Source organism: Methylomonas sp. DH-1, from assembly GCF_046097555.1.
GTDB classification, from domain to species: Bacteria; Pseudomonadota; Gammaproteobacteria; order Methylococcales; family Methylomonadaceae; genus Methylomonas; species Methylomonas koyamae.
The window spans coordinates 274,160-293,035 of sequence record NZ_CP143089.1 but is presented as its reverse complement, the minus strand read 5'-3'; the positions used below and the strand labels follow the sequence as shown (position 1 = coordinate 293,035).

Sequence of the window (18,876 nt, the reverse complement as noted above, 5' to 3'; positions counted from 1 at the left end):
TGGATGGCGTTTAAAACCGGTTGCGGTCGCGCGCGGCCCAGAATTGGGCGGCCAAGGCTTCGGCCTGCGTCTGGTCGTCGGCTTTACCCAGCAGTTTCAAAGCAATCGCGGCGGTGCCGATCACGGCGGCTTGGCCGAATTCGTCGTCCAGCTCGCCGCGCCAGACCTGGGCCAATAGTTGCGGCTCCAGTTCTTCGGCTTTCATGTGGCGGCGTTCGAACAAAGCCGGCCAGATTTCGTCGCTGAGCTCGCCGTCGTGTACGCTTTGCACCAGGCATTCGACGTCTGGGTTGCGTTCGGTTTCGCCGCCTTCGCCTTTCAATACCGCCATGTGTTTCTGATCGAGCAGCAACGCGGCTTTCTGGTGCACCTGGCGGTAGCTGGGATGGAAAATGCCCTGGATGCTGGCGGTAGCATCGAACGGATTCAATAATCTGACCAGGGTATGCACCGGCGAGCGCAAGCCCATCACCGGCCGCAGATTGATCATGTCGTACAGTTTCGGGCAGATGTGTTCCAGCGACAGGTAGCTGAAATTGGTACGTTCGATCTGTTGGCCGGCTTCGGCAATCGACTGGGCGGCGTCGATACCCAGCGCCCGCAGCACGTTTTCGGTGTAGAGCCGGCCTTGGGTATGGCCGCCGGCGCCGTGCATGAAGACTTTGATGCCGTTTTCCGCCAGCAGCAAGGTCGATAGCAAAAACCACGGCAGATGGCGGCGCTTGCCGGCATAGGACGACCAATCCAGGTCCACCGCGACGTTGTTGTCGAAGGCAAAACTTTCCCGCGCCGCCGCGACGAAGCCGGCCAATTCCTCGCAGGTTTCTTCCTTGACCCGCATCAGCATCAGAAAGGCGCCAAGCTGGATCGGTTCGACTTGGCCGTCGGCCAGGATCATTTTCATGGCCCGGTAGGCTTCGTCCTGCGTCAGCGGCCGGGCGCCTTTCTTGCCTTTGCCGAGGATTTTGATGAATTCGGCGAACGGGTGTTCTGCGGTAGTTAGCGTCATGAGAGGGACAGCGGGAAGTAATGGTCGATGAGCAAGGCGGCAAAGATCAGCATCAAATAGACGATGGAATAGCCGAAGGTGCGCATCGCGGTTTTATTGTCCTTTTTGCGCATCATTTGGATCGCGTAGTAAATAAAGCCCAGGCCCAGCAGAAACGCGGTGACCAGGTAAATCAGGCCGCTCATGCCGGTCAGATACGGCAGCAGCGTCGAAATCAGCAGCAGAATGGTGTAGAGCAGAATCTGCAGCCGGGTGAATTCGACGCCGTGGGTCACCGGCAGCATCGGAATCGCTACCTTGGCGTATTCGTCGCGTTTGGCAATCGCCAACGCCCAGAAGTGCGGCGGGGTCCAGACGAAGATGATCAGAAACAGCAGCAAGGCGTGCGGATGCACTTCGCCGGTGATCGCGGCCCAACCCAATACCGGCGGTGCCGCGCCGGCCGCGCCGCCGATCACGATGTTTTGCGGCGTCGCCCGCTTCAGGTAAACCGTGTAGATCAAGGCATAGCCGATCAGCGACAAAAAGGTCAGAAAAGCCGTCAGTAGATTGACTTTGATGGTCAGGATCGCCATTGCGATAAAACCGATCACGCTGGCGAACACCAAAACTTGGCGCGGCTGCAAGTGCCCGGTCGGCAGCGGCCGGTTGCGGGTGCGGGCCATTTCGGCGTCGGCCTTCTGGTCCAGAAAATGGTTGATCGCCGCCGCCGAAGACGCGGCCAGGCCGATACCGACCGTGCCGTACAGGAAATTGGCCAACGGCGGCATGCCGGGAACCGCCAACAACATGCCGACGATGGCGGTAAACACGATCAACGCAACGACTCTGGGCTTGCAGAGCTCGTAGTAGTCTTTCCAGGAAAGCGGGGCGGTGGTGTCTGGCATCGAGTAGCAGTTGGATTGGAACGCGTTCAAACATATAGAATAACAGTGAACCAATGATTATTAAAACAATCACAGGCGCTCACCGTCTTTTAGTCAACGAGGGATTTATGAAACACAGGCTTGCAGCGCTGACGCTGCTTTGTCCGGTCGTGCTGGCGCACGCCGAAGACAGTAAGGTGCACGAACATGTTTTCGCTAACGGCTTGAAACTACTGGTAAAGGAAGACCATCGCTCGCCGGTGGTGGTATCCCAGGTCTGGTATAAAGTCGGCTCCAGCTACGAGCCGGGCGGTATTACCGGCATCTCGCACATGCTGGAGCACATGATGTTCAAAGGCACCGAAAAATATCCGGCCGGCGAGTTTTCCCGGATCATCGCCGAGAACGGCGGCAACGAAAACGCCTTTACCGGCCAGGATTACACGGCCTATTTCCAGACCCTGGAAAAGTCGCGGCTGGAGATCAGCTTCAAGCTGGAAAGCGACCGCATGCGTAACCTGAACCTGAAAGCCGACGAGCTGAAGAAAGAGTTGGAAGTGGTGACCGAAGAGCGGCGGATGCGTACCGACGACCAGCCGCGGGCCAAAGTCCACGAGCAATTCATGGCCGCGGCGTTTACCAACAGCCCATATCAAAACCCGGTGATCGGCTGGCCGTCCGACATCGCCAATTACCAAATCGAAGACCTGCAAGCCTGGTACCAAAAGTGGTATGCGCCGAATAACGCCACCCTGGTCGTGGTCGGCGACGTCGACGCCAAACAGGTCGAAACACTGGCCGAACAATATTTCGCGCCGTTGCAACCCAGCACGATCAAACCGGTCAAGCCGCAGGCCGAAAGCGAACAGCGCGGCGTGCGCCGCATCACGGTCAAGGCGCCGGCCAAACTGCCCTACTTGATGATGGGCTACAAAGTGCCGGTGTTGAACTCCGCTAAACCGGAATGGGAGGCTTATGCGCTGGAAGTGCTGGCCGGCGTACTCGACGGCGGCGACAGCGCCCGCTTGCCGTCGCGCTTGGTGCGCGGCAAGCAAATCGCGGTCTCGGCCGGCGCCGGTTACGACCTGACTTCGCGTCTGCCCGAGTTGTTCCTGTTGGAAGGCACGCCCGCCGACGGCAAAACCGTGTTCGATTTGGAATACGCCTTACTCGACGAGGTGTACCAGTTGAAAAACGAGCTGATCGACAAGGACGAGTTGCAGCGGATCAAGGCCCAGGTACTGGCCAGCTCGGTCTACCAGAAAGATTCCAACTTCTATCAGGCCATGCAGTTGGGTACGCTGGAAACGGTCGGTTTGGGCTGGCAACGCGCCGACGAGTATGTCGCCAAAATCAATCAGGTCACTGCGGAACAAGTACGCGAAGTCGCGCGCAAATATCTGATCGAAGACACACTGACGGTGGCCTACCTGGACCCGCAACCGATCACCGAAGCCGCCAAACCGAAAAAACTGACAGGAGTTCACCATGCGTTTTAATTTAATCGGCCTGTTGTTGCTGGCATTCAGCCAATTGGCCTGGCCGGCGGCCAAAATCGAACATTGGCAAACCGCGCAGGGCAGCCGGGTTTACTACGTGCGCACCGCCGGCTTGCCGATGGCGGACGTGCGGGTGGTGTTCGATGCCGGCAGCGCGCGCGACGACAGCCAATTCGGCGTCGCCGCGCTGACTTCGGCCTTGTTGGACAGCGGCGCCGGCGATTGGAGCGCCGACGACATCGCCCAGCGTTTCGAATCGGTCGGCGCCCAATATTCGGCCGGCGTCAGCGAAGATATGGCCTGGTTGTCGGTCCGCACCTTGACCGAGCGGGCTTTGTTCGACAAGGCCTTGGCAACCTTCGAAACCGTATTGAGCCGGCCGGCGTTTCGCGAAGACGACTTCCAACGCGAAAAAGCCAGAACCCTGGCCGGTTTGAAACACCGGGAAGAATCGCCCGGCGAATTGGCCAGTATCGCCTTCGGCAAAGCGCTATACGGCGAGCATCCTTATGCGCATCCGGAAACCGGCATCGTCCAGACCGTCGCCGGCTTTACGGCTGAAGATCTGAAGGCGTTTTACCAAAAGTATTACGTCGCCGCCAACGCCATCGTCGTCATCGTCGGCGATGTCAGCCGCGAGCAGGCCGAGCGCACCGCAAACCAGTTGCTCGGTAAACTGCCGGTCGGCAGCAAGCCGGCGGAAATTCCGCCGGTGACGATGCCGAGCCAGACTACGACCCAGCATATCGAGTTTCCATCCAGCCAAACCCACGTGCTGGTCGGCTTGCCCGGCACCTACCGCAAAGACCCGGATTATTTTGCCTTGTACGTCGGCAACCACATCCTCGGCGGCGGCAGCATGGTATCGCGCTTGTTCGAGGAAGTCCGGGAAAAGCGCGGCTTGGCCTACGGCGCTTATAGCGTGTTCGCACCGCTGTATCGGCAGGGCCCGTTCATGATGAGCCTGCAGACCCGTAACGACCAAACCGAGCAAGCGCTCGGCGTGTTGCGCAAAACTTTTGCCGAATTTTTGGAAAAAGGCCCGACCGACAAGGAGTTGACGGCGGCGAAACAAAACATCACCGGCGGCTTTGCCATGCGTTTCGATACCAACAGCAAGCTCAGCGACTACGTGGCGATGATCGGCTTTTACCAACAGCCTCTGGATTATTTGGACACCTTCCAAAGCAACGTGGAAGCGGTCACGGTCGAGCAGATCAAGGACGCGTTCAAACGCCGGGTCAAACCGGAATTGCTACAAACCGTCACGGTAGGGCAAAAATCCTGATGGCTAACCAAGTCCGCATCATCGGCGGCGAATGGCGCAGCCGGCAAATCGTTTTCGACGATGCGCCGGGACTGCGGCCGACGCCGTCGCGGGTGCGGGAGACGCTGTTCAATTGGTTGCAGGCCGATATTTACGGCAGCCGCTGCCTGGATTTGTTTGCCGGCAGCGGCGCGTTAGGGTTCGAAGCCGCTTCGCGCGGCGCGAAGCAAGTGGTACAAGTCGAGGACAACCCCGGCAATTGCAGGCGTTTGCGCGAGAATATCGCCCGCTTGGCGGCCGGCCAGATTCAGGTGGTGCAGCAAGACGCCGCCGCCTATCTGGCCGGACCGGCCCAGGCATTCGATCTGGTATTTCTGGACCCGCCGTTCGGCCAAGGCTGGCTGGAGCCGGCTTGCCGCTTGCTGGAAAGCCAAGGCTGGCTGAAGGATTACGCAAAAATTTATCTGGAAAGCGAAAAAAACTGGCAAACGGCGGATTTGCCGGCAAACTGGGGCTTATTGAAGGAAAAGGTGGCCGGCGAAGTCTGTTATCGGCTGCTGCAAAGGCAGCCCGCTGCTTTTAATTCGGCGAATGGTTTAGAATGAGTCCCTTTTGCCGTTTGCCAAGCCAATGAATATCACCGCAATCTATCCCGGTACCTTCGATCCTATTACCAACGGGCATCTGGATTTGATTCACCGCGCCTCCCGGCTTTATCCGCATGTAATCGTCGCGGTTGCCGTCAGCCGGGGTAAAAAGCCGCTGTTTTCGTTGGACGAGCGGGTATCGTTGATTCGCGATGTGGTCACCGAATTCAGCAACGTCAGCGTGATCGGTTTCGACACGCTGTTGGTGGATTGCGCTCGCCAACACCAGGCCAGCGTCATCATCCGCGGCTTGCGCGCGGTATCGGATTTCGAATACGAATTTCAATTGGCCGGCATGAACCGGCGTTTGTGTCCGGACATCGAGACCGTGTTTCTGACGCCGGCCGAACAATACGAATTCATCTCGTCGAGCATGATTCGCGAAATCGCCCAATTGCACGGCGATGTTTCCAGTTTCGTGCCCGACCTGGTCAAACAACGTTTAACCGAAAAATTTTCCGAGGAGTAATTATGGCGCTTATCATCAGCGACGACTGTATCAACTGCGATGTCTGCGAGCCGGAATGCCCGAACGGCGCGATTTCGCAGGGCGAAGAGATTTACGTGATCAATCCGTCCCTATGCACCGAATGCGTCGGCCACCACGACAAGCCGCAATGCATGGAAGTCTGTCCGGTGGACTGCATCGACAAGGATCCGGACCATGCCGAAGACAAGGACTCGTTGTACCGCAAGTATCTGAAACTGACCGCTTGATCTTGCCTTAGCCGATGCGGCGCGGCCTTACGGCAACAGCCGCCGCATCGGCCGCATCGGCGAAAACTCGAAGCCGTGGCGCCGGTAAAAACGTTGTGCGGCGCTGTTGTCGGCATCGGTCAGCAGCGTGATCCGCCGACAGCCCCGTTGTTGGGCGAACTCGACCGCATGCTGCAACAATGCCGAACCGACCGCCTCACCGCGAAAGCGGGCATCCACCACCAGATCCTCCAGCCAGGCCACCGGCGTACCCAGCGCCGTCGATACGCTGAACAGCAGATTGACCATGCCCAGAATTTCGCCGTCGCGGCGCGCCACGAAAATCCGGCCCAATTGCGGATCGGCGATGATTCGGCTCAAGCCGCGGCGTTGCGCGGTTTCGTCCGCGACAAATTCGGCTTCCTGTTCGAACAATTGCGCCAACAGCCGGCACAGGGCCGGAATGTTGGCCTCGGTAGCGGTAACGATTTGCATGTCCGGTCTCCTACCTGCTGCGATAAATTGAACCAGTCTAATCCAAGCCGCCGCACCGCGGTAATTTCGGCCTAGCGCTGGTTCGGATAGCAATTTGGCAGGCGGCCTGCCTTGCCTGCCCATTCTCGATCAACTACAATCCCCGACCTTCTTTCAGGTGTTGGGTCCGAAATCTCGGCCAAACTTAAACAGGAAGTCGGTGCGGCAAATTTCGTTTTGCCCATGCCGACGCTGCCCCCGCAACGGTAGATAAGTAAAGAACCGCGTTTTTGCCACTGTGCGTTTCGCATGGGAAGGTGCGCGGTTTAGGCCCTCAAGCCGCTTATGAGCCCGGAGACTGGCCCGGAAGATCATTCGAGACAGCGGAGGGCTGTTACGGAATGGTCAGAGCCCGCGCCCAGCCCGTTCTCCGCCTATTCTCTCGCCGATTTCTCCTCTGTCGTTTTTTACCCGGATGCGCGGTGGGCGCAGAGGACGTTATGCAAAACAAAATTATCATGGCTTTGCCGCTGGCCGGCATCGGCGCGTTTCTACCCGGCTTTGCCGCCGAGCAGGCCGCCAATTTACCCGAAACCGTCGTGACGGCGACGCGCTCGGACAGCAACCAAAACGAACTGGCGACCGCGACGACGATTTATACCCGACAAGATATCGAACGCTTGCAAGTCAGAACTCTGCCCGAGCTGTTGAAAGGCTCGACCGGTATCGACATGGTGCAAAGCGGCGGTTACGGCAAGGACACCAACGTTTACATGCGCGGCACCAATGCCGATCACGTGCTGGTGTTGGTCGACGGCATCAAGGTCGGCTCGGTGACTACCGGCACGACGCCGTTTCAATACATACCGGTTGACCAAATCGAGCGGATCGAAATCATTCGCGGGCCGCAGTCCAGTTTATACGGCTCGGAAGCCATCGGCGGCGTGATTCAGATTTTTACCCGTAAAGGCGGCAATAGCGAGCGGCCGAATATTGCGCTGGAAGCCGGCGGCGGTTCTTACGATAGCTACCAGGGCTCCGCGGCAATCAACGGCAAATGGGGGCAGGCCTGGTACAGCCTGGGCGCTTCGCAGTTCGGCAGCCAGGGGATCAATGCCCAGAGCGGTACCACGCTAGCCAACGGCTTCAACCCGGATCGCGACGGCTACAACAATACCGGCTTGAATGCCAAGGCCGGCTATCGCTTCGATAACGGCGCCGAGCTCGAGGCATTCTTTTTGCGCGCCGAGGGCGAAACCGAAATCGATAACGCCACCAGCAGCACGACGCTGTTCATCAATCAAACGGTGGGCGCATCGGCCAGCGCCGACCTCAACGACGTCTGGCGTTCGACTTTGCGGGTCGGCCAGAGTCTGGACGAGGCCGACCAGTTCCGCCATTCCGGCGCATTCGCCACTAACTTCGATACCACGCGCTGGAACGCAAGCTGGTTGAACCAGCTCAATCTGCACAAAACCCAGCAATTGACGCTGGGGGCGGACTACCGGCTGGACCAAGTCGAAAGCACGACGCGTTATGCGGAAAATTCGCGCTACGATGCCGGCGGTTTTATCGAGTTGCACAGCCGTTGGTTCGAGCGGCATTTCACCAATGCCTCGTTGCGTTGGGACGAAAACCAGGCCTTCGGCAGCAGCCTGACCGGAAACTTCGGTTGGCGTTTCAACTGGGACCACGGCTTGAGCGCGTTCGCCAGCTTCGGCAACGCCTTCAAGGCCCCGACCTTCAACCAGTTGTATTTTCCGGGCTTCGGCAATCCGCATCTGCAGGCCGAACAGTCGACCAATTTCGAAGGCGGCTTTGCCGGCAACCATGGTTGGATGCAATGGGAAATTCGGGCTTACCATAGCAACATCGACCAGTTGATCGTATTCAGCGGCCGGCCGTTGACGGCGCAAAACATCGGCAAGGCGCAGATCGACGGCATCGAGGCGGAAATCTCCGGCGACTTACTCGGTTGGCACAACAAGTTGAGTATGAATTTGCTGACGCCAAAAGACCGGGCCAACAATTTGCGCCTGCCGCGGCGCGCCACCCAGACCTTGTCGTACGACGTTTCGCGCAGTTTCGCGGCGTTCGATGTCGGTGCTGCCGTGCTGGCGCAGGGCGAACGTTTCGACAATACGGCCAATACGGTCCGCTTGGGCGCATTCATGACGATCGATGTTCGCGCCGCTTACCATGTCGATAAACATTGGATGTTCAGCGCCAAACTCAATAATATGCTCGACCAGCAATACCAAACCCTCAGCACTTACAACAATTTCGGTAGAAATTTCTTTTTCTCTATCCATTACAATTACTGATTTTTTCGGAGACTACTTATGAACTCGAATCGATTTTTGGCCGTGAAACCCGGCGCCGTGGCGTTGATGGCGTTGATGGCCGCGACCCGTTTTCACCATTTCGGTACTCCGTTTGCGCTGCCCGACGCATCGCTGGCGGTGTTCTTCTGCGCCGGCCTGTGGTTGGGCGGCCGCTACTTGTTCGCGTTGCTGCTGTTGGAAGCCGGTTTGATCGACTATTTGGCGATTACCAAGCTGGGCGTCAGCGATTTTTGCGTCTCCAACGCCTACGGCTTTTTGATCGGCTCTTATGCGGCGATGTGGTTGGGCGGCCGTTGGTGCCGCAAATTCACGACGCTGACCGCAGTGTCGGCCGCACAGCAATTCGCCGCATTGTGGGCCGCCGCCACAGTAGCGTTTTTGATCTCCAACGGTAGCTTTTACTGGCTGTCCGGCCGTTATCCCGAGCCGTCGTTCGGCCAATATCTGGAGCGGGTGGCGATGTACTATCTGCCGCACTTATCGTCGACCTTGATTTACGGCGTAATCATTTTCGGCTTGGTTAAAGCCGGCAAAGCCATGCTCGCCGCTAAAGCTTCGCGGCACGCGGCTTAAATCGATCCGGGGCGGCTTGGCCCGCCCCGTTCCCTTCCCGATAGCCAGTGCGCCGGATTGGCGTTGCCGGCTCCCGTGTTTGCATTGTTGAATGGCGTTGTTCTCGATTGTGCTACTGGCCGTCGCCTTGGATTATGTTTTGGGCGAGCCGGGCAATACTTACCATCCGCTAGCCGCCTTCGGCCGTTGGGCTGCTTGGCTGGAGCAGCGCCTGCTCATACCCGAACAGACCCCGGCACGGCAAAAGATTGCCGGCGTTTGCGCATTGCTGGTGGCTTTGCTGCCTTGCGCCGCAGCGTTGCCGCTATTGCTGCTTACCGAAGCATGGCAAACCTTGTTCGGCATCATATTGCTGTATTTCTGCATCGCTCCGCGCAGCCTGCAACAGCATGCCGAAGCGGTGCGGACGGCATTGGCGGCGGGGGATCTGGAGCTGGCTCGGTCCCGAGTGGCCTACATGGTTAGCCGCGAAACTGCCGATTTGGATGCAGCCGGCGTCAGGCGGGCGGCGATCGAATCGGTATTGGAGAACGGCGCCGATGCGGTGTTTGCGCCGATTTTCTGGTTCGTTGTCGCCGGACCTTTTGGCGCAGTGCTATACCGGTTCAGCAACACTCTCGATGCGATGTGGGGTTACCGCAACCGCCGCTACCAATATTTCGGCTGGGCCGCGGCTCGGTTGGACGATGTCCTGAACTGGGCTCCTGCCCGGTTAACGGCACTCAGCTATGCCTTGCTTGGCCGCACCGGTCCGGCGTTACAAGCCTGGCGCGAGCAGGCCGCGTTACTGGAAAGCCCGAATGCCGGCCCGGTCATGGCGGCGGGCGGCGCGGCGCTGAATCTGCGCTTAGGTGGCCCCGCGGTCTACCACGGCCAGTTGAAAGCCAAGCCCTGGTTCGGCGGCGAGCAGACTGCGCAGAATGGCGACATCGCCCGCGCCGGCGGCCTGGTCTATCGCGTACTGGGCCTGTGGTTGATTCTGATCGCGATCGGAGGCGGGTTTGCTTGAGCATGGCGGCCGCTTGCGGCAGGCGGCGAACCGTTACGGCATTCCATTGCCGCAATGGCTGGACTTGTCGACCGGGGTCAATCCGCACGGCTGGCCGGTGCCGGCAGTGCCCGCGGAATGTTGGCAACGGTTACCGGAAGACGACGACGCATTAATGCCGGCGGCGCGGACTTACTATCGGAATGACTCGATACTGGCGGTGGCCGGTTCCCAAGCGGCGATTCAAACTCTGCCGCAGTTGCGCCGCCAATCGCGGGTTGGCGTACTGGCTCCGGCCTACGCCGAGCACGCCGCAAATTGGCGCCACACCGGCCATCATTTGATCGAATTGGCAGCACAAGCCGAGGCTGTCGAGCAGGCGCTGGACAATTTGGACGTTTTGATCGTTGTCAATCCGAATAACCCGACCGGCAGGCTGTGGGAGCCGGACCGCTTATTGAGTTGGCATCGCCATTTGAACCGGCGCGGCGGCTGGTTGATTGTCGACGAAGCCTTCATCGACACTATGCCGGAATACAGTTTGTCGGCGTTGCCGGTACGTCCGGGGCTGGTTGTGTTGCGTTCTATCGGCAAGTTTTTCGGCTTGGCCGGGATCCGCTGCGGATTTGCCATCGCCGAAGCCGGGCTGCTGGCGCGGCTGGCAGAAGCCCTAGGGCCTTGGCCGATCAGCTACCCCAGCCGCTACGTGGCCGCGGCGGCGTTGGCGGATAGCCGCTGGCAGCAGAAAAATACTCTCGAGCTGAAGCAACAGGGCCGACGCTTGCGGCAGTTGCTGGATGCCGCCGGTTTTACGCCGGCCGGCGGCTGCGATTTGTTTCAGTGGGTAGCCGATGCAAATGCAGCATCGTTGCACGATGCATTGGCCAGGCAAGGGATTCTGACCCGTTTGTTCGACTCCCCGTCCAGCTTACGTTTCGGCTTGCCTGGAGACGAGCAAGCTTGGCAGATGTTCGCTCAGGTTCTTGCGGACCGAAAAATCAAGAATTACGCCGCTTTGCGTGGTCTTGAGTACACGCAGGCCAATGCGGAACCCATTAACCAAATCGCTCCGGGCAACGGTACCGGCTGCAAAGGAATCGATTGAACGTTTGAGTTGGTGACGATTCCGGCGCCACGAAAATCTTCACTAGAGCCCAATTTCCGATTGACTTCCAATACAAACAACCTAGGTTCCGGCAGATTTAAGAGTCCCTGATAATCGTGGCTTTCCAAATCAGTGGCGTTAAAAGTGTCGCGATCAAAAAATGCAGTCAACAAAAACTCGGCTCCTGAAACCAAATCGCTACCCGAATATTGGTTGTCCAACGACGACATGCTTATTGTTAACGTGTCATGGATAATGGAAGGGATGATTCCGGCGAAACCGCGGTCAGCAACGTTGGCCTCGGATATTGCGGGCTCATCGTCGAGGAAGTAAGCTGTGATAATGTGGTTGTCCAGCGAGAAGGGTTGGTTGTTGATTAGCAACGAAGATGATGTATTTTCGGTATAAATTAACCGTAAGTCTCCCGGTGCCGAGTCGACATAATTCGGCGCAAATGCGTTTAACGTCATTTGTCCGGAAAATGTACCGCTAATGAAATTGACAAAATCACCGCCATAGTTAAATTGCAACGCGGCGTACGGACTGGCGGAGTAAAGCAAGAGAGAGATAAAAGCGAGTAATATCTTCATAGTCTTTCCTTAGGTTGGGTTGGCGGGTTCGCTTCTGCCGACTGTCCCCTTTCGGGGAGAGGCCATCGCGACTCGGGAACGATCTCGTTCGCTAGGTTCGATTATCCCTTCTGCCGAAGATCAGCGTCAACCAATAATTCCGAAATAACAATGGTTTGAATTCAATTCGGCTAAACCTGGATCGATTGGAAATCAATTATGATTCCAAAATATTACCGATCGGTTAACAATTCAATGAACCGACTTTAAACGGCAAAAACAGTCGGTCGAACAAAAAGCCTTAGCGGAATTGAGCCTATCTACTCAGTTTCCCGTCTTGGACGTTGGCCGATTTAGACTTTCAAAACACCTTATCCAAAATCGACATTACGATTTCCACCGCTATCAGCCAGATGATGATCCATTCCAAAGTCGACGAATGCTGGTGTTTTTGTTCGTCGGCCAGCATTTCCAGCAGTTCGTGTATTGTCTCCAGTTTTTTTGACAATACGTCGGTGCGCGGCTGAATCTCCAGATAATTCGCCGCCATCGAATAAATGCCTTGGTATTCCGGATGTTCCCAGAAAAATTCCGGCGTATCTAGCAGGTCGTAGTTGAGGATGATGTCGCTCTTGGTCAGAAACAATTTGCCGCGGATCTTGGCCATGGCTTTGCGGTTCAGCTTGATCTTGCCGTCTCGGGCCAGCGATTGCGGCAAATGGGCGGTGGCGCGGATGGTGTCGATGGCGTGACCTTCGTAAGACGCTAACTTGATCGACTGCGCCATCGCATGCGACAAGGCCAGCAGCACTTTAACGTCCGCCGACTGCAATTCGATATGGTCGTGCTGGAAGCGGTCCTGCTCGCAACCGACTTCGTAACTGAAATTGTCCTCTTGCGGCTCCTCGTCCGGCTTGATCGCATAATCCAGCAACAACTCCTGCAGGCTGCGCCGGTCGTCCAGGTTCAGGTTCCAGCATACCATCACGCCGTAAGCGAACACGATTGCGTAGCCGGTTTTGTAATCGACGATCAATGCATTGCGGAACAACTGGGCGCGGGTGGTTTCCAGCAGTTTTTCCCGTAGCGCCGAAAAACGGAACGATTGCGCCAAACAAACCGTCAAGCAGCGTTTAATGGCTCTTTCTTCTGTCATAGTTGGAATTCTCGGGTCGGATCGAGCTTAGTTTGCAACATCCTGCCGGCAAAATGGTTAAAATAACCGTTTAAATTCACCTACAGAAAAGCTCACTGCTAAGCGTCATGTCTACCAACTATAACACCGATGATTTAAGAATTTGCGAAACCAAGGACGTGGTGGCGCCGATTCAGGTTCATGAAGAAATTCCGATGACGGAATTCGCGGCAGCCAATATTCTGAAAACGCGGGCGGCAATTCATAACATTCTGACGGGTGAAGATGACAGGCTGCTGGTCATCATCGGGCCCTGCTCGATCCACGATCCACAGGCCGCAGTCGAATACGCACAACGTTTGAAACGGGAAATGGATGCACTGCAAAACGATTTGGTCATCGTCATGCGGGTTTATTTCGAAAAACCGCGTACCACGGTCGGCTGGAAAGGCTTGATCAACGACCCCGATCTGAATGCCAGCTTTAACATCAACAAGGGCTTGCGCCTGGCGCGCCAGGTATTGCTGGACGTCAATAATCTGGGCGTACCGGCTGCAACCGAGTACCTGGACTTGATCACGCCGCAATACGTGTCCGACCTGATTTCCTGGGGCGCGATCGGCGCCCGCACCACCGAGAGCCAGGTGCACCGCGAATTGGCATCCGGTTTGTCCTGCCCGGTCGGCTTCAAAAACGCGACCGACGGCGGCATCAAAATCGCGATCGATGCCATCAATGCGGCGATGAGCCCGCACCACTTTTTATCCTTGACCAAGGAAGGCCGCTCGGCGATTTTCTCCACCCGCGGCAACGAGGATGCCCACATCATTCTGCGCGGCGGCAACAATCGGCCGAATTACGACGAAGTCAGCGTCGAGCAGGTCGCGGAAGGTTTGGTCGCGGCGGGATTGCGGCCGAATATCATGATCGACTTCAGCCACGCCAACAGCTCGAAAAAATACGAACGGCAAATGTTGGTGGGCCAGGATGTGGCCGACCAAATCCGCGGCGGCGACAAACGCATTATCGGCGCGATGGTGGAAAGCCATCTGGTCGGCGGCCGCCAGGACGTCGAAGAGGGCAAGCCGCTGGTTTACGGTCAGAGCATCACCGATGCCTGCCTATGCTGGGAGGACAGCGCCGAATTGTTACATCATCTGGCCGGTGCCGTGCAACGCCGCCGCACCGCCCATACACACAAGGTTTGAATCCATGAAAATACTGGTTAACGGCGATAGCCGGGAAATCGGCGAAAACGCTACCGTTGCCGACCTGATTGCCGAGCTGGGCTTGGCCGGCAAACGTATCGCGGTCGAATTGAACAAAGAAATTCTGCCCTTTACCCAACACGCAACCCAGCGGCTGCAAGCCGACGACCGGCTGGAGATCGTCCAAGCCATCGGCGGCGGCCAGGACGATTTTTTCACGCTGGCCGGCAAACAATACCGCTCGCGTTTATTGGTCGGCACCGGCAAATACAAGGATTTGGAAGAAACCCGGCTGGCGACCGAAGCCAGCGGCGCCGAAATCGTCACCGTGGCGATCCGCCGCACCAACATCGGTCAGCATCCCGGCGAACCCAACTTACTGGATGTCATTTCGCCGGACAAATACACGATCCTGCCCAACACCGCCGGCTGTTACACCGCCGACGACGCGGTACGCACCTGCCGGCTGGCGCGCGAGTTGCTGGGCGGCCATAAACTGGTCAAGCTGGAAGTGTTGGCCGACCAATTAACCTTGTTCCCCGACGTTGCCGAAACCTACGTTGCCGCCGAATTGCTGGTCAAGGACGGTTTCGACGTGATGGTGTATACCAACGACGATCCGATCGCCGCCAAGCGGCTGGAAGACATCGGTTGCGTCGCGGTGATGCCGTTGGCCGCACCCATCGGCTCCGGCTTGGGTATCCGTAACCCCTACAACATTCTGACCATCGTCGAAAACGCCAAGGTGCCGATCCTGGTCGATGCCGGCGTCGGCACCGCTTCCGATGCGGCGATTGCGATGGAGCTGGGCTGCGACGGCGTATTGATGAACACCGCGATTGCCGCTGCGAAAAATCCGGTGCTGATGGCCTCGGCGATGAAAAAAGGCATCGAAGCCGGCCGCGAAGCGTTCCTGGCCGGACGCATGCCGCGTAAACGCTTCGCGTCGGCGTCTTCCCCGATTGATGGGTTGTTTTTGTAAAAGCTAGCCTTATGCAAGTATGGAGCGGTTGCTATTCAAACTTCTGATTTTGGCGATTGCACTTGGGGTATATTTTTCCTTCAAAAATATTATTCCGAATTTGGATTTCAAAAGAGTGCTTAACAAGGTGATGTTGATAACGGTGGTTTCCTTGATGTCATTGTTGATCTTTGTGACATTTAAGTACGGGATATAGGTTGGGTGTGCCCAATGACCGGGTTTAAGTTGACAGAAATTGAAATCCAAACGCTGAACCTGGCCGAGTTAATTCGCTAGGACGCCACCCAACAATCGCTGCGAAGGTGTCCGGTGAAAGTCAGCGACATTTTGAACCGATTACAAGTCGACGGTTGGGTTTTGGTCGCTACTCGTGGCAGCCATCGCCAATTTAAGCATCCCAGCAAAAGCGGTCGCGTTACCGTCGCTGGAAAACCAAGCGATGATCTGGCACCTGGAACGTTAAACAGCATTCTCAAGCAAGCAGGTTTAAAGGAGTAAAACGATGCGTTATGCCGTTGTAGTTGAAAAAGTCGAGCAGAACTATTCGGCCTATGTCCCCGATTTACCGGGCTGCATCGCTACCGGGCAGAGTGTAGAAGAGGTTGAACGTGAAATTCGCTTTGCAATAGAATTTCATATTCAAGGTCTCAAGGAAGACGGTTTACCGATTCCGTTACCGACCAGTATTGTCGAGTATCTCGAAGTTGCAGCCTGATCAAGTCCTGTCCGATGTCCGATAATCAAGCCGACATAACAGACGACGTAATCTGCTACTGCAGCGGCACCACCGCCCAACAAATCAAACAACTCCTAGACGACGGCATTACCGACCCGGAGCGTATCTCCCGCATCACCGGTGCTGCCTCCGGTTGCGGCGGCTGCGAGTACGAATTTCAGCAATTGATCGCCGAACATAACCAAGCAGCCTGATAGCGATGGCCTGCTGCGACGACCCTACCGAACCGAAAAAACTCGACCGCCGGGAACTGATTCGTTTGCAGGAGCAATACGGCGAGTTGGTGCGCGACCTGTTCACCGAAGACCCTGAACGGGTCATTTTGAAATTACTGAACGGCACCAGTCCTTATCTGACCGAATTGGCTGCGCTGGACGCACACCATGCCTCGGTCCGGCTGCGCGCCATCGCGTTGTTGGAGAATGCCAGCGTCGCCGTGCTGCAACAAATCGTCGCCAAACAACCCGACAGCGAATTCGCCGCCGCAGCCCAAGCCCGCTTGGCTCAGTTGCAACGCTAAGCCCGTCCTCTCTTCCCGATACCGGCCGCACGATTGCCGGTAAATTCCTTGCTACAATGCCGCGCAATTAAATCCGGCACAGGTGGACGAATCATGCGATTGTTGTTGGTAGAAGACGATGCCATTTTAGGCGACGGCCTGAAGGCCGGCTTGACGTTGGAAGGTTACGCAGTGGATTGGCTGACCGACGGCGCCCAGGCCGACGAAGCATTGAAACTGAACCATTACGATCTGATCGTATTGGATCTTAACCTGCCGCGGATGGACGGCATGACGGTTTTGAAAAACCTGCGCCGGCGGAAGGATAGCACGCCGGTGCTGGTGTTGACCGCCCGCGACGGCGTTGCCGAACGGGTGGCTTTGCTGGATAGCGGCGCCGACGATTTCGTCGCCAAGCCGTTCGATCTGGCCGAGATTTGCGCCCGCTTGCGCGCGCTGGCCCGCCGCCACGAGGGCCACAGTCTGCCGCTGCTGGAGCACAAAGGCGTCACCGTCGATCCGGCCGCGCACCAGGTGTTTTACCACGGCCAGCCGGTCGATCTGGCTCAAAAGGAATTCGAGGTGCTCAGTTATCTGATCAGCCACGTCGGCCAGGTGATTTCCCGCGCCCGCCTGGAAGAAGCACTGTACGCTTGGGGCTCCGAGGTGGAAAGTAACGCGGTCGAAGTGCATATCCACCATTTGCGGAAAAAACTCGACACCAACTTGATTCGGACCATCCGCGGCGTCGGTTACATCATCGACGACAACTGATGGCCAAGCGTCTGCGGCTGGCGCCGCGTTCGTTGAAAAAGCAGTTGCTGCTGTCGCTGCTGACTTCTCTAGTGCTGGTCTGGGGCGTCACCGCTTACGTCAATTACCGGCAGACCCGCGACGAAATCGCCGAACTGTTCAATGCAGAATTGGCGCAATCGGCACGGGTGGTGCACGCCTTCGTCGAAAACATGCTGCGTCAGCGGGCGTTGACCAAGCTGTGGGAGCGCGAGAAAACTCCGGAGTTGTTCGATACCCCGATTCTCGGCCACAAATACGAACGCAAAATTGCCTTCCAGTTACGCTCGGTCAAGGACGGGGTGATCCTGCGTTCGGAAAGCGCACCCGAATTTGCATTGTCGCTGGTCCGTAACGGCTACAGCGAAACGGCAATCAACGAACAGCTCTGGCACGTATTCAGCCTGAGCAGCGAAAACGGCGAGTATGTGATCCACGTCGGCCAACGCGACGACATCCGCCGGCAACTGGTGGAGAGCATCGCCGGCCAGCAAATCGTCGGCTTCCTGATTGCATTGCCGATTTTAGGCGCGGTGATCTGGTGGATCGTCAGCCGCACGCTGTCGCCGGTCAACCGCTTGCGGGGGGAATTGGCCAGCCGCGAGGCCGGCTACCTGCAGCCTTTGTCGGAACAGAGCTTACCGGACGAGATTCGGCCGGTTGTGCAGCAAATCAACAGCCTGTTCGCCATGCTGGAGCAAGCCTTCGCCAACGAACGCAATTTTACCTCCGACGCCTCGCACGAATTGCGCACGCCGTTGGCCGGCCTACACACCCAATTGCAGGTGGCGCAAAAAACCGTCGACCCCGCCATGCGCGCCCAGGCTATCGCCAAGGCACAGCAGGCGGTAGTCCGAATGACGCATCTAGTGCAACAACTGTTAACCTTGTCGCGGGTGCAACACCAGGCTGGGATTGCAATGCAGCGGGTCGACGCCTACCAGGCCATGGCCGATACCATTGCCGATCTGGACCATCTGGCGCACGCCAAACGCATCGACCTGGAATTGCAGGGCGAAGCGGGCCTGGCGGTCGAAGCGAATCCGCAATTGCTGCAAATCTTATTGCGCAACCTGCTGGATAACGCCGTCAAATACACGCCGGAAGGCGGTTCGGTGCGGGCAAGCTGCCGCCGCGAAGATGGCTGGGTTTGCCTTACGGTAGACGACGACGGGCCGGGTGTGGCCGGTAGCGAATACGAACGCCTGAGCCAGCGTTTTTACCGATGCATAGAAACCGCGAACACCGCCGAGGGCAGCGGTTTGGGTTTATCGATTGCCCAGCGCATCGTCGCCTTGCACGGCGCCGAGATCGGCTTCGCCAAATCGGCGTTGGGCGGCTTGCAAGCCCGACTGCGTTTGGTTGCGGCGGATGGGCCGGCTTAGCGCGGTCGCGGCGGCGTTGGCGGAAACGCGTTCGCACGCGCCCGAAAACAGCGCGTTGCCGATTCTGCTTTCGCTTGCAATGTGGTGTAATCGGCGGTTTT

Annotated in this window: 22 protein-coding genes and 1 riboswitch; of the genes, 17 read left to right on the top strand and 5 right to left on the bottom strand. The window is 57.4% G+C overall.

The window, feature by feature from the left end; all coding sequences use genetic code 11:
* Window positions 1-10 precede the first annotated feature (10 nt).
* A complete protein-coding gene (locus tag VXJ35_RS01345) occupies window positions 11-1,009 on the bottom strand; it encodes a glycosyl transferase family protein (protein WP_064020177.1) in 999 nt (332 codons plus the stop codon).
* Complete coding sequence (gene cyoE / locus VXJ35_RS01340) at window positions 1,006-1,896, bottom strand: heme o synthase (protein ID WP_064020176.1); 891 nt, start codon at window positions 1,894-1,896, stop codon at window positions 1,006-1,008. Before cyoE ends, VXJ35_RS01345 begins: the two co-directional genes overlap by 4 nt.
* A gap of 107 nt (window positions 1,897-2,003) precedes the next feature.
* On the opposite strand from cyoE, the gene VXJ35_RS01335 reads away from it, so the two are divergent.
* Genes VXJ35_RS01335 through VXJ35_RS01315 form a run of 5 tightly spaced genes read left to right on the top strand, consistent with a single transcriptional unit; the run spans window position 2,004 to window position 6,005 of the window.
* Window positions 2,004-3,374, top strand: a complete 1,371-nt coding sequence (locus tag VXJ35_RS01335) for a pitrilysin family protein (RefSeq protein WP_064020175.1) — start codon at window positions 2,004-2,006, stop codon at window positions 3,372-3,374.
* A complete protein-coding gene (locus tag VXJ35_RS01330; RefSeq protein WP_064020174.1) occupies window positions 3,364-4,662 on the top strand; it encodes a pitrilysin family protein in 1,299 nt (432 codons plus the stop codon). Before VXJ35_RS01335 ends, VXJ35_RS01330 begins: the two co-directional genes overlap by 11 nt.
* Window positions 4,662-5,246 (top strand): 16S rRNA (guanine(966)-N(2))-methyltransferase RsmD, encoded by a 585-nt coding sequence (gene rsmD / locus VXJ35_RS01325; RefSeq protein ID WP_064020173.1) that lies wholly within the window; start codon window positions 4,662-4,664, stop codon window positions 5,244-5,246. The genes VXJ35_RS01330 and rsmD overlap by 1 nt, the downstream gene beginning before the upstream one ends.
* A gap of 25 nt (window positions 5,247-5,271) precedes the next feature.
* Window positions 5,272-5,757, top strand: a complete 486-nt coding sequence (coaD, locus tag VXJ35_RS01320; protein WP_064023315.1) for a pantetheine-phosphate adenylyltransferase — start codon at window positions 5,272-5,274, stop codon at window positions 5,755-5,757.
* Window positions 5,758-5,759: 2 nt separating this feature from the next.
* Window positions 5,760-6,005: a YfhL family 4Fe-4S dicluster ferredoxin gene (locus VXJ35_RS01315; protein ID WP_064020172.1), complete on the top strand. Its 246-nt coding sequence runs from the start codon at window positions 5,760-5,762 to the stop codon at window positions 6,003-6,005.
* Window positions 6,006-6,032: 27 nt separating this feature from the next.
* Here VXJ35_RS01315 and VXJ35_RS01310 read toward each other — a convergent pair whose 3' ends face one another.
* Window positions 6,033-6,479 (bottom strand): GNAT family N-acetyltransferase, encoded by a 447-nt coding sequence (locus tag VXJ35_RS01310; protein ID WP_064020171.1) that lies wholly within the window; start codon window positions 6,477-6,479, stop codon window positions 6,033-6,035.
* A gap of 138 nt (window positions 6,480-6,617) precedes the next feature.
* A riboswitch (cobalamin riboswitch) is annotated at window positions 6,618-6,840 on the top strand.
* 118 nt (window positions 6,841-6,958) lie between these two features.
* Between VXJ35_RS01310 and VXJ35_RS01305 the strand changes: the two genes are divergently transcribed.
* The 4 genes from VXJ35_RS01305 (at window position 6,959) to cobD (ending at window position 11,469) form a co-directional block, all read left to right on the top strand.
* Window positions 6,959-8,782 carry a TonB-dependent receptor domain-containing protein gene (locus tag VXJ35_RS01305; RefSeq protein WP_064020170.1) on the top strand — a complete coding sequence of 608 codons (1,824 nt, stop codon included), beginning with the start codon at window positions 6,959-6,961 and terminating at the stop codon, window positions 8,780-8,782.
* Between the two features lie 18 nt (window positions 8,783-8,800).
* Complete coding sequence (locus tag VXJ35_RS01300; RefSeq protein WP_064020169.1) at window positions 8,801-9,376, top strand: hypothetical protein; 576 nt, start codon at window positions 8,801-8,803, stop codon at window positions 9,374-9,376.
* 91 nt (window positions 9,377-9,467) lie between these two features.
* Window positions 9,468-10,385, top strand: a complete 918-nt coding sequence (cbiB, locus tag VXJ35_RS01295) for an adenosylcobinamide-phosphate synthase CbiB (protein WP_064020168.1) — start codon at window positions 9,468-9,470, stop codon at window positions 10,383-10,385.
* Complete coding sequence (cobD, locus tag VXJ35_RS01290; protein WP_064020167.1) at window positions 10,378-11,469, top strand: threonine-phosphate decarboxylase CobD; 1,092 nt, start codon at window positions 10,378-10,380, stop codon at window positions 11,467-11,469. Before cbiB ends, cobD begins: the two co-directional genes overlap by 8 nt.
* Here cobD and VXJ35_RS01285 read toward each other — a convergent pair.
* Together VXJ35_RS01285 and VXJ35_RS01280 are read right to left on the bottom strand one after the other, a co-directional pair.
* Window positions 11,370-12,059, bottom strand: coding sequence for a hypothetical protein (locus VXJ35_RS01285; RefSeq protein ID WP_157198036.1), 690 nt, complete (start codon window positions 12,057-12,059; stop codon window positions 11,370-11,372). The genes cobD and VXJ35_RS01285 overlap by 100 nt on opposite strands.
* 340 nt (window positions 12,060-12,399) lie before the next feature.
* A complete protein-coding gene (locus VXJ35_RS01280) occupies window positions 12,400-13,194 on the bottom strand; it encodes an RMD1 family protein (RefSeq protein WP_064020166.1) in 795 nt (264 codons plus the stop codon).
* Window positions 13,195-13,301: 107 nt separating this feature from the next.
* On the opposite strand from VXJ35_RS01280, the gene aroG reads away from it, so the two are divergent.
* The 8 genes from aroG to VXJ35_RS01240 all read left to right on the top strand — a co-directional run bounded on the left by aroG (window position 13,302) and on the right by VXJ35_RS01240 (window position 18,775).
* Window positions 13,302-14,381: a 3-deoxy-7-phosphoheptulonate synthase AroG gene (gene aroG, locus VXJ35_RS01275; RefSeq protein WP_054761235.1), complete on the top strand. Its 1,080-nt coding sequence runs from the start codon at window positions 13,302-13,304 to the stop codon at window positions 14,379-14,381.
* Between the two features lie 4 nt (window positions 14,382-14,385).
* Window positions 14,386-15,363 (top strand): sulfur carrier protein ThiS, encoded by a 978-nt coding sequence (gene thiS, locus VXJ35_RS01270; RefSeq protein WP_064020165.1) that lies wholly within the window; start codon window positions 14,386-14,388, stop codon window positions 15,361-15,363.
* Between the two features lie 309 nt (window positions 15,364-15,672).
* Window positions 15,673-15,861, top strand: a complete 189-nt coding sequence (locus VXJ35_RS01265; protein WP_082880762.1) for a type II toxin-antitoxin system HicA family toxin — start codon at window positions 15,673-15,675, stop codon at window positions 15,859-15,861.
* Between the two features lie 4 nt (window positions 15,862-15,865).
* Complete coding sequence (locus tag VXJ35_RS01260; RefSeq protein ID WP_064020164.1) at window positions 15,866-16,078, top strand: type II toxin-antitoxin system HicB family antitoxin; 213 nt, start codon at window positions 15,866-15,868, stop codon at window positions 16,076-16,078.
* 14 nt (window positions 16,079-16,092) lie between these two features.
* Window positions 16,093-16,293: a bacterioferritin-associated ferredoxin gene (locus tag VXJ35_RS01255; RefSeq protein ID WP_064020163.1), complete on the top strand. Its 201-nt coding sequence runs from the start codon at window positions 16,093-16,095 to the stop codon at window positions 16,291-16,293.
* 5 nt (window positions 16,294-16,298) lie between these two features.
* Window positions 16,299-16,619, top strand: a complete 321-nt coding sequence (locus VXJ35_RS01250; RefSeq protein ID WP_064020162.1) for a hypothetical protein — start codon at window positions 16,299-16,301, stop codon at window positions 16,617-16,619.
* A 93-nt stretch (window positions 16,620-16,712) separates the two neighbouring features.
* Window positions 16,713-17,372 (top strand): response regulator, encoded by a 660-nt coding sequence (locus tag VXJ35_RS01245; RefSeq protein WP_054761226.1) that lies wholly within the window; start codon window positions 16,713-16,715, stop codon window positions 17,370-17,372.
* Window positions 17,372-18,775 (top strand): ATP-binding protein, encoded by a 1,404-nt coding sequence (locus tag VXJ35_RS01240; RefSeq protein ID WP_064020161.1) that lies wholly within the window; start codon window positions 17,372-17,374, stop codon window positions 18,773-18,775. The genes VXJ35_RS01245 and VXJ35_RS01240 overlap by 1 nt, the downstream gene beginning before the upstream one ends.
* Window positions 18,776-18,876 lie beyond the last annotated feature (101 nt).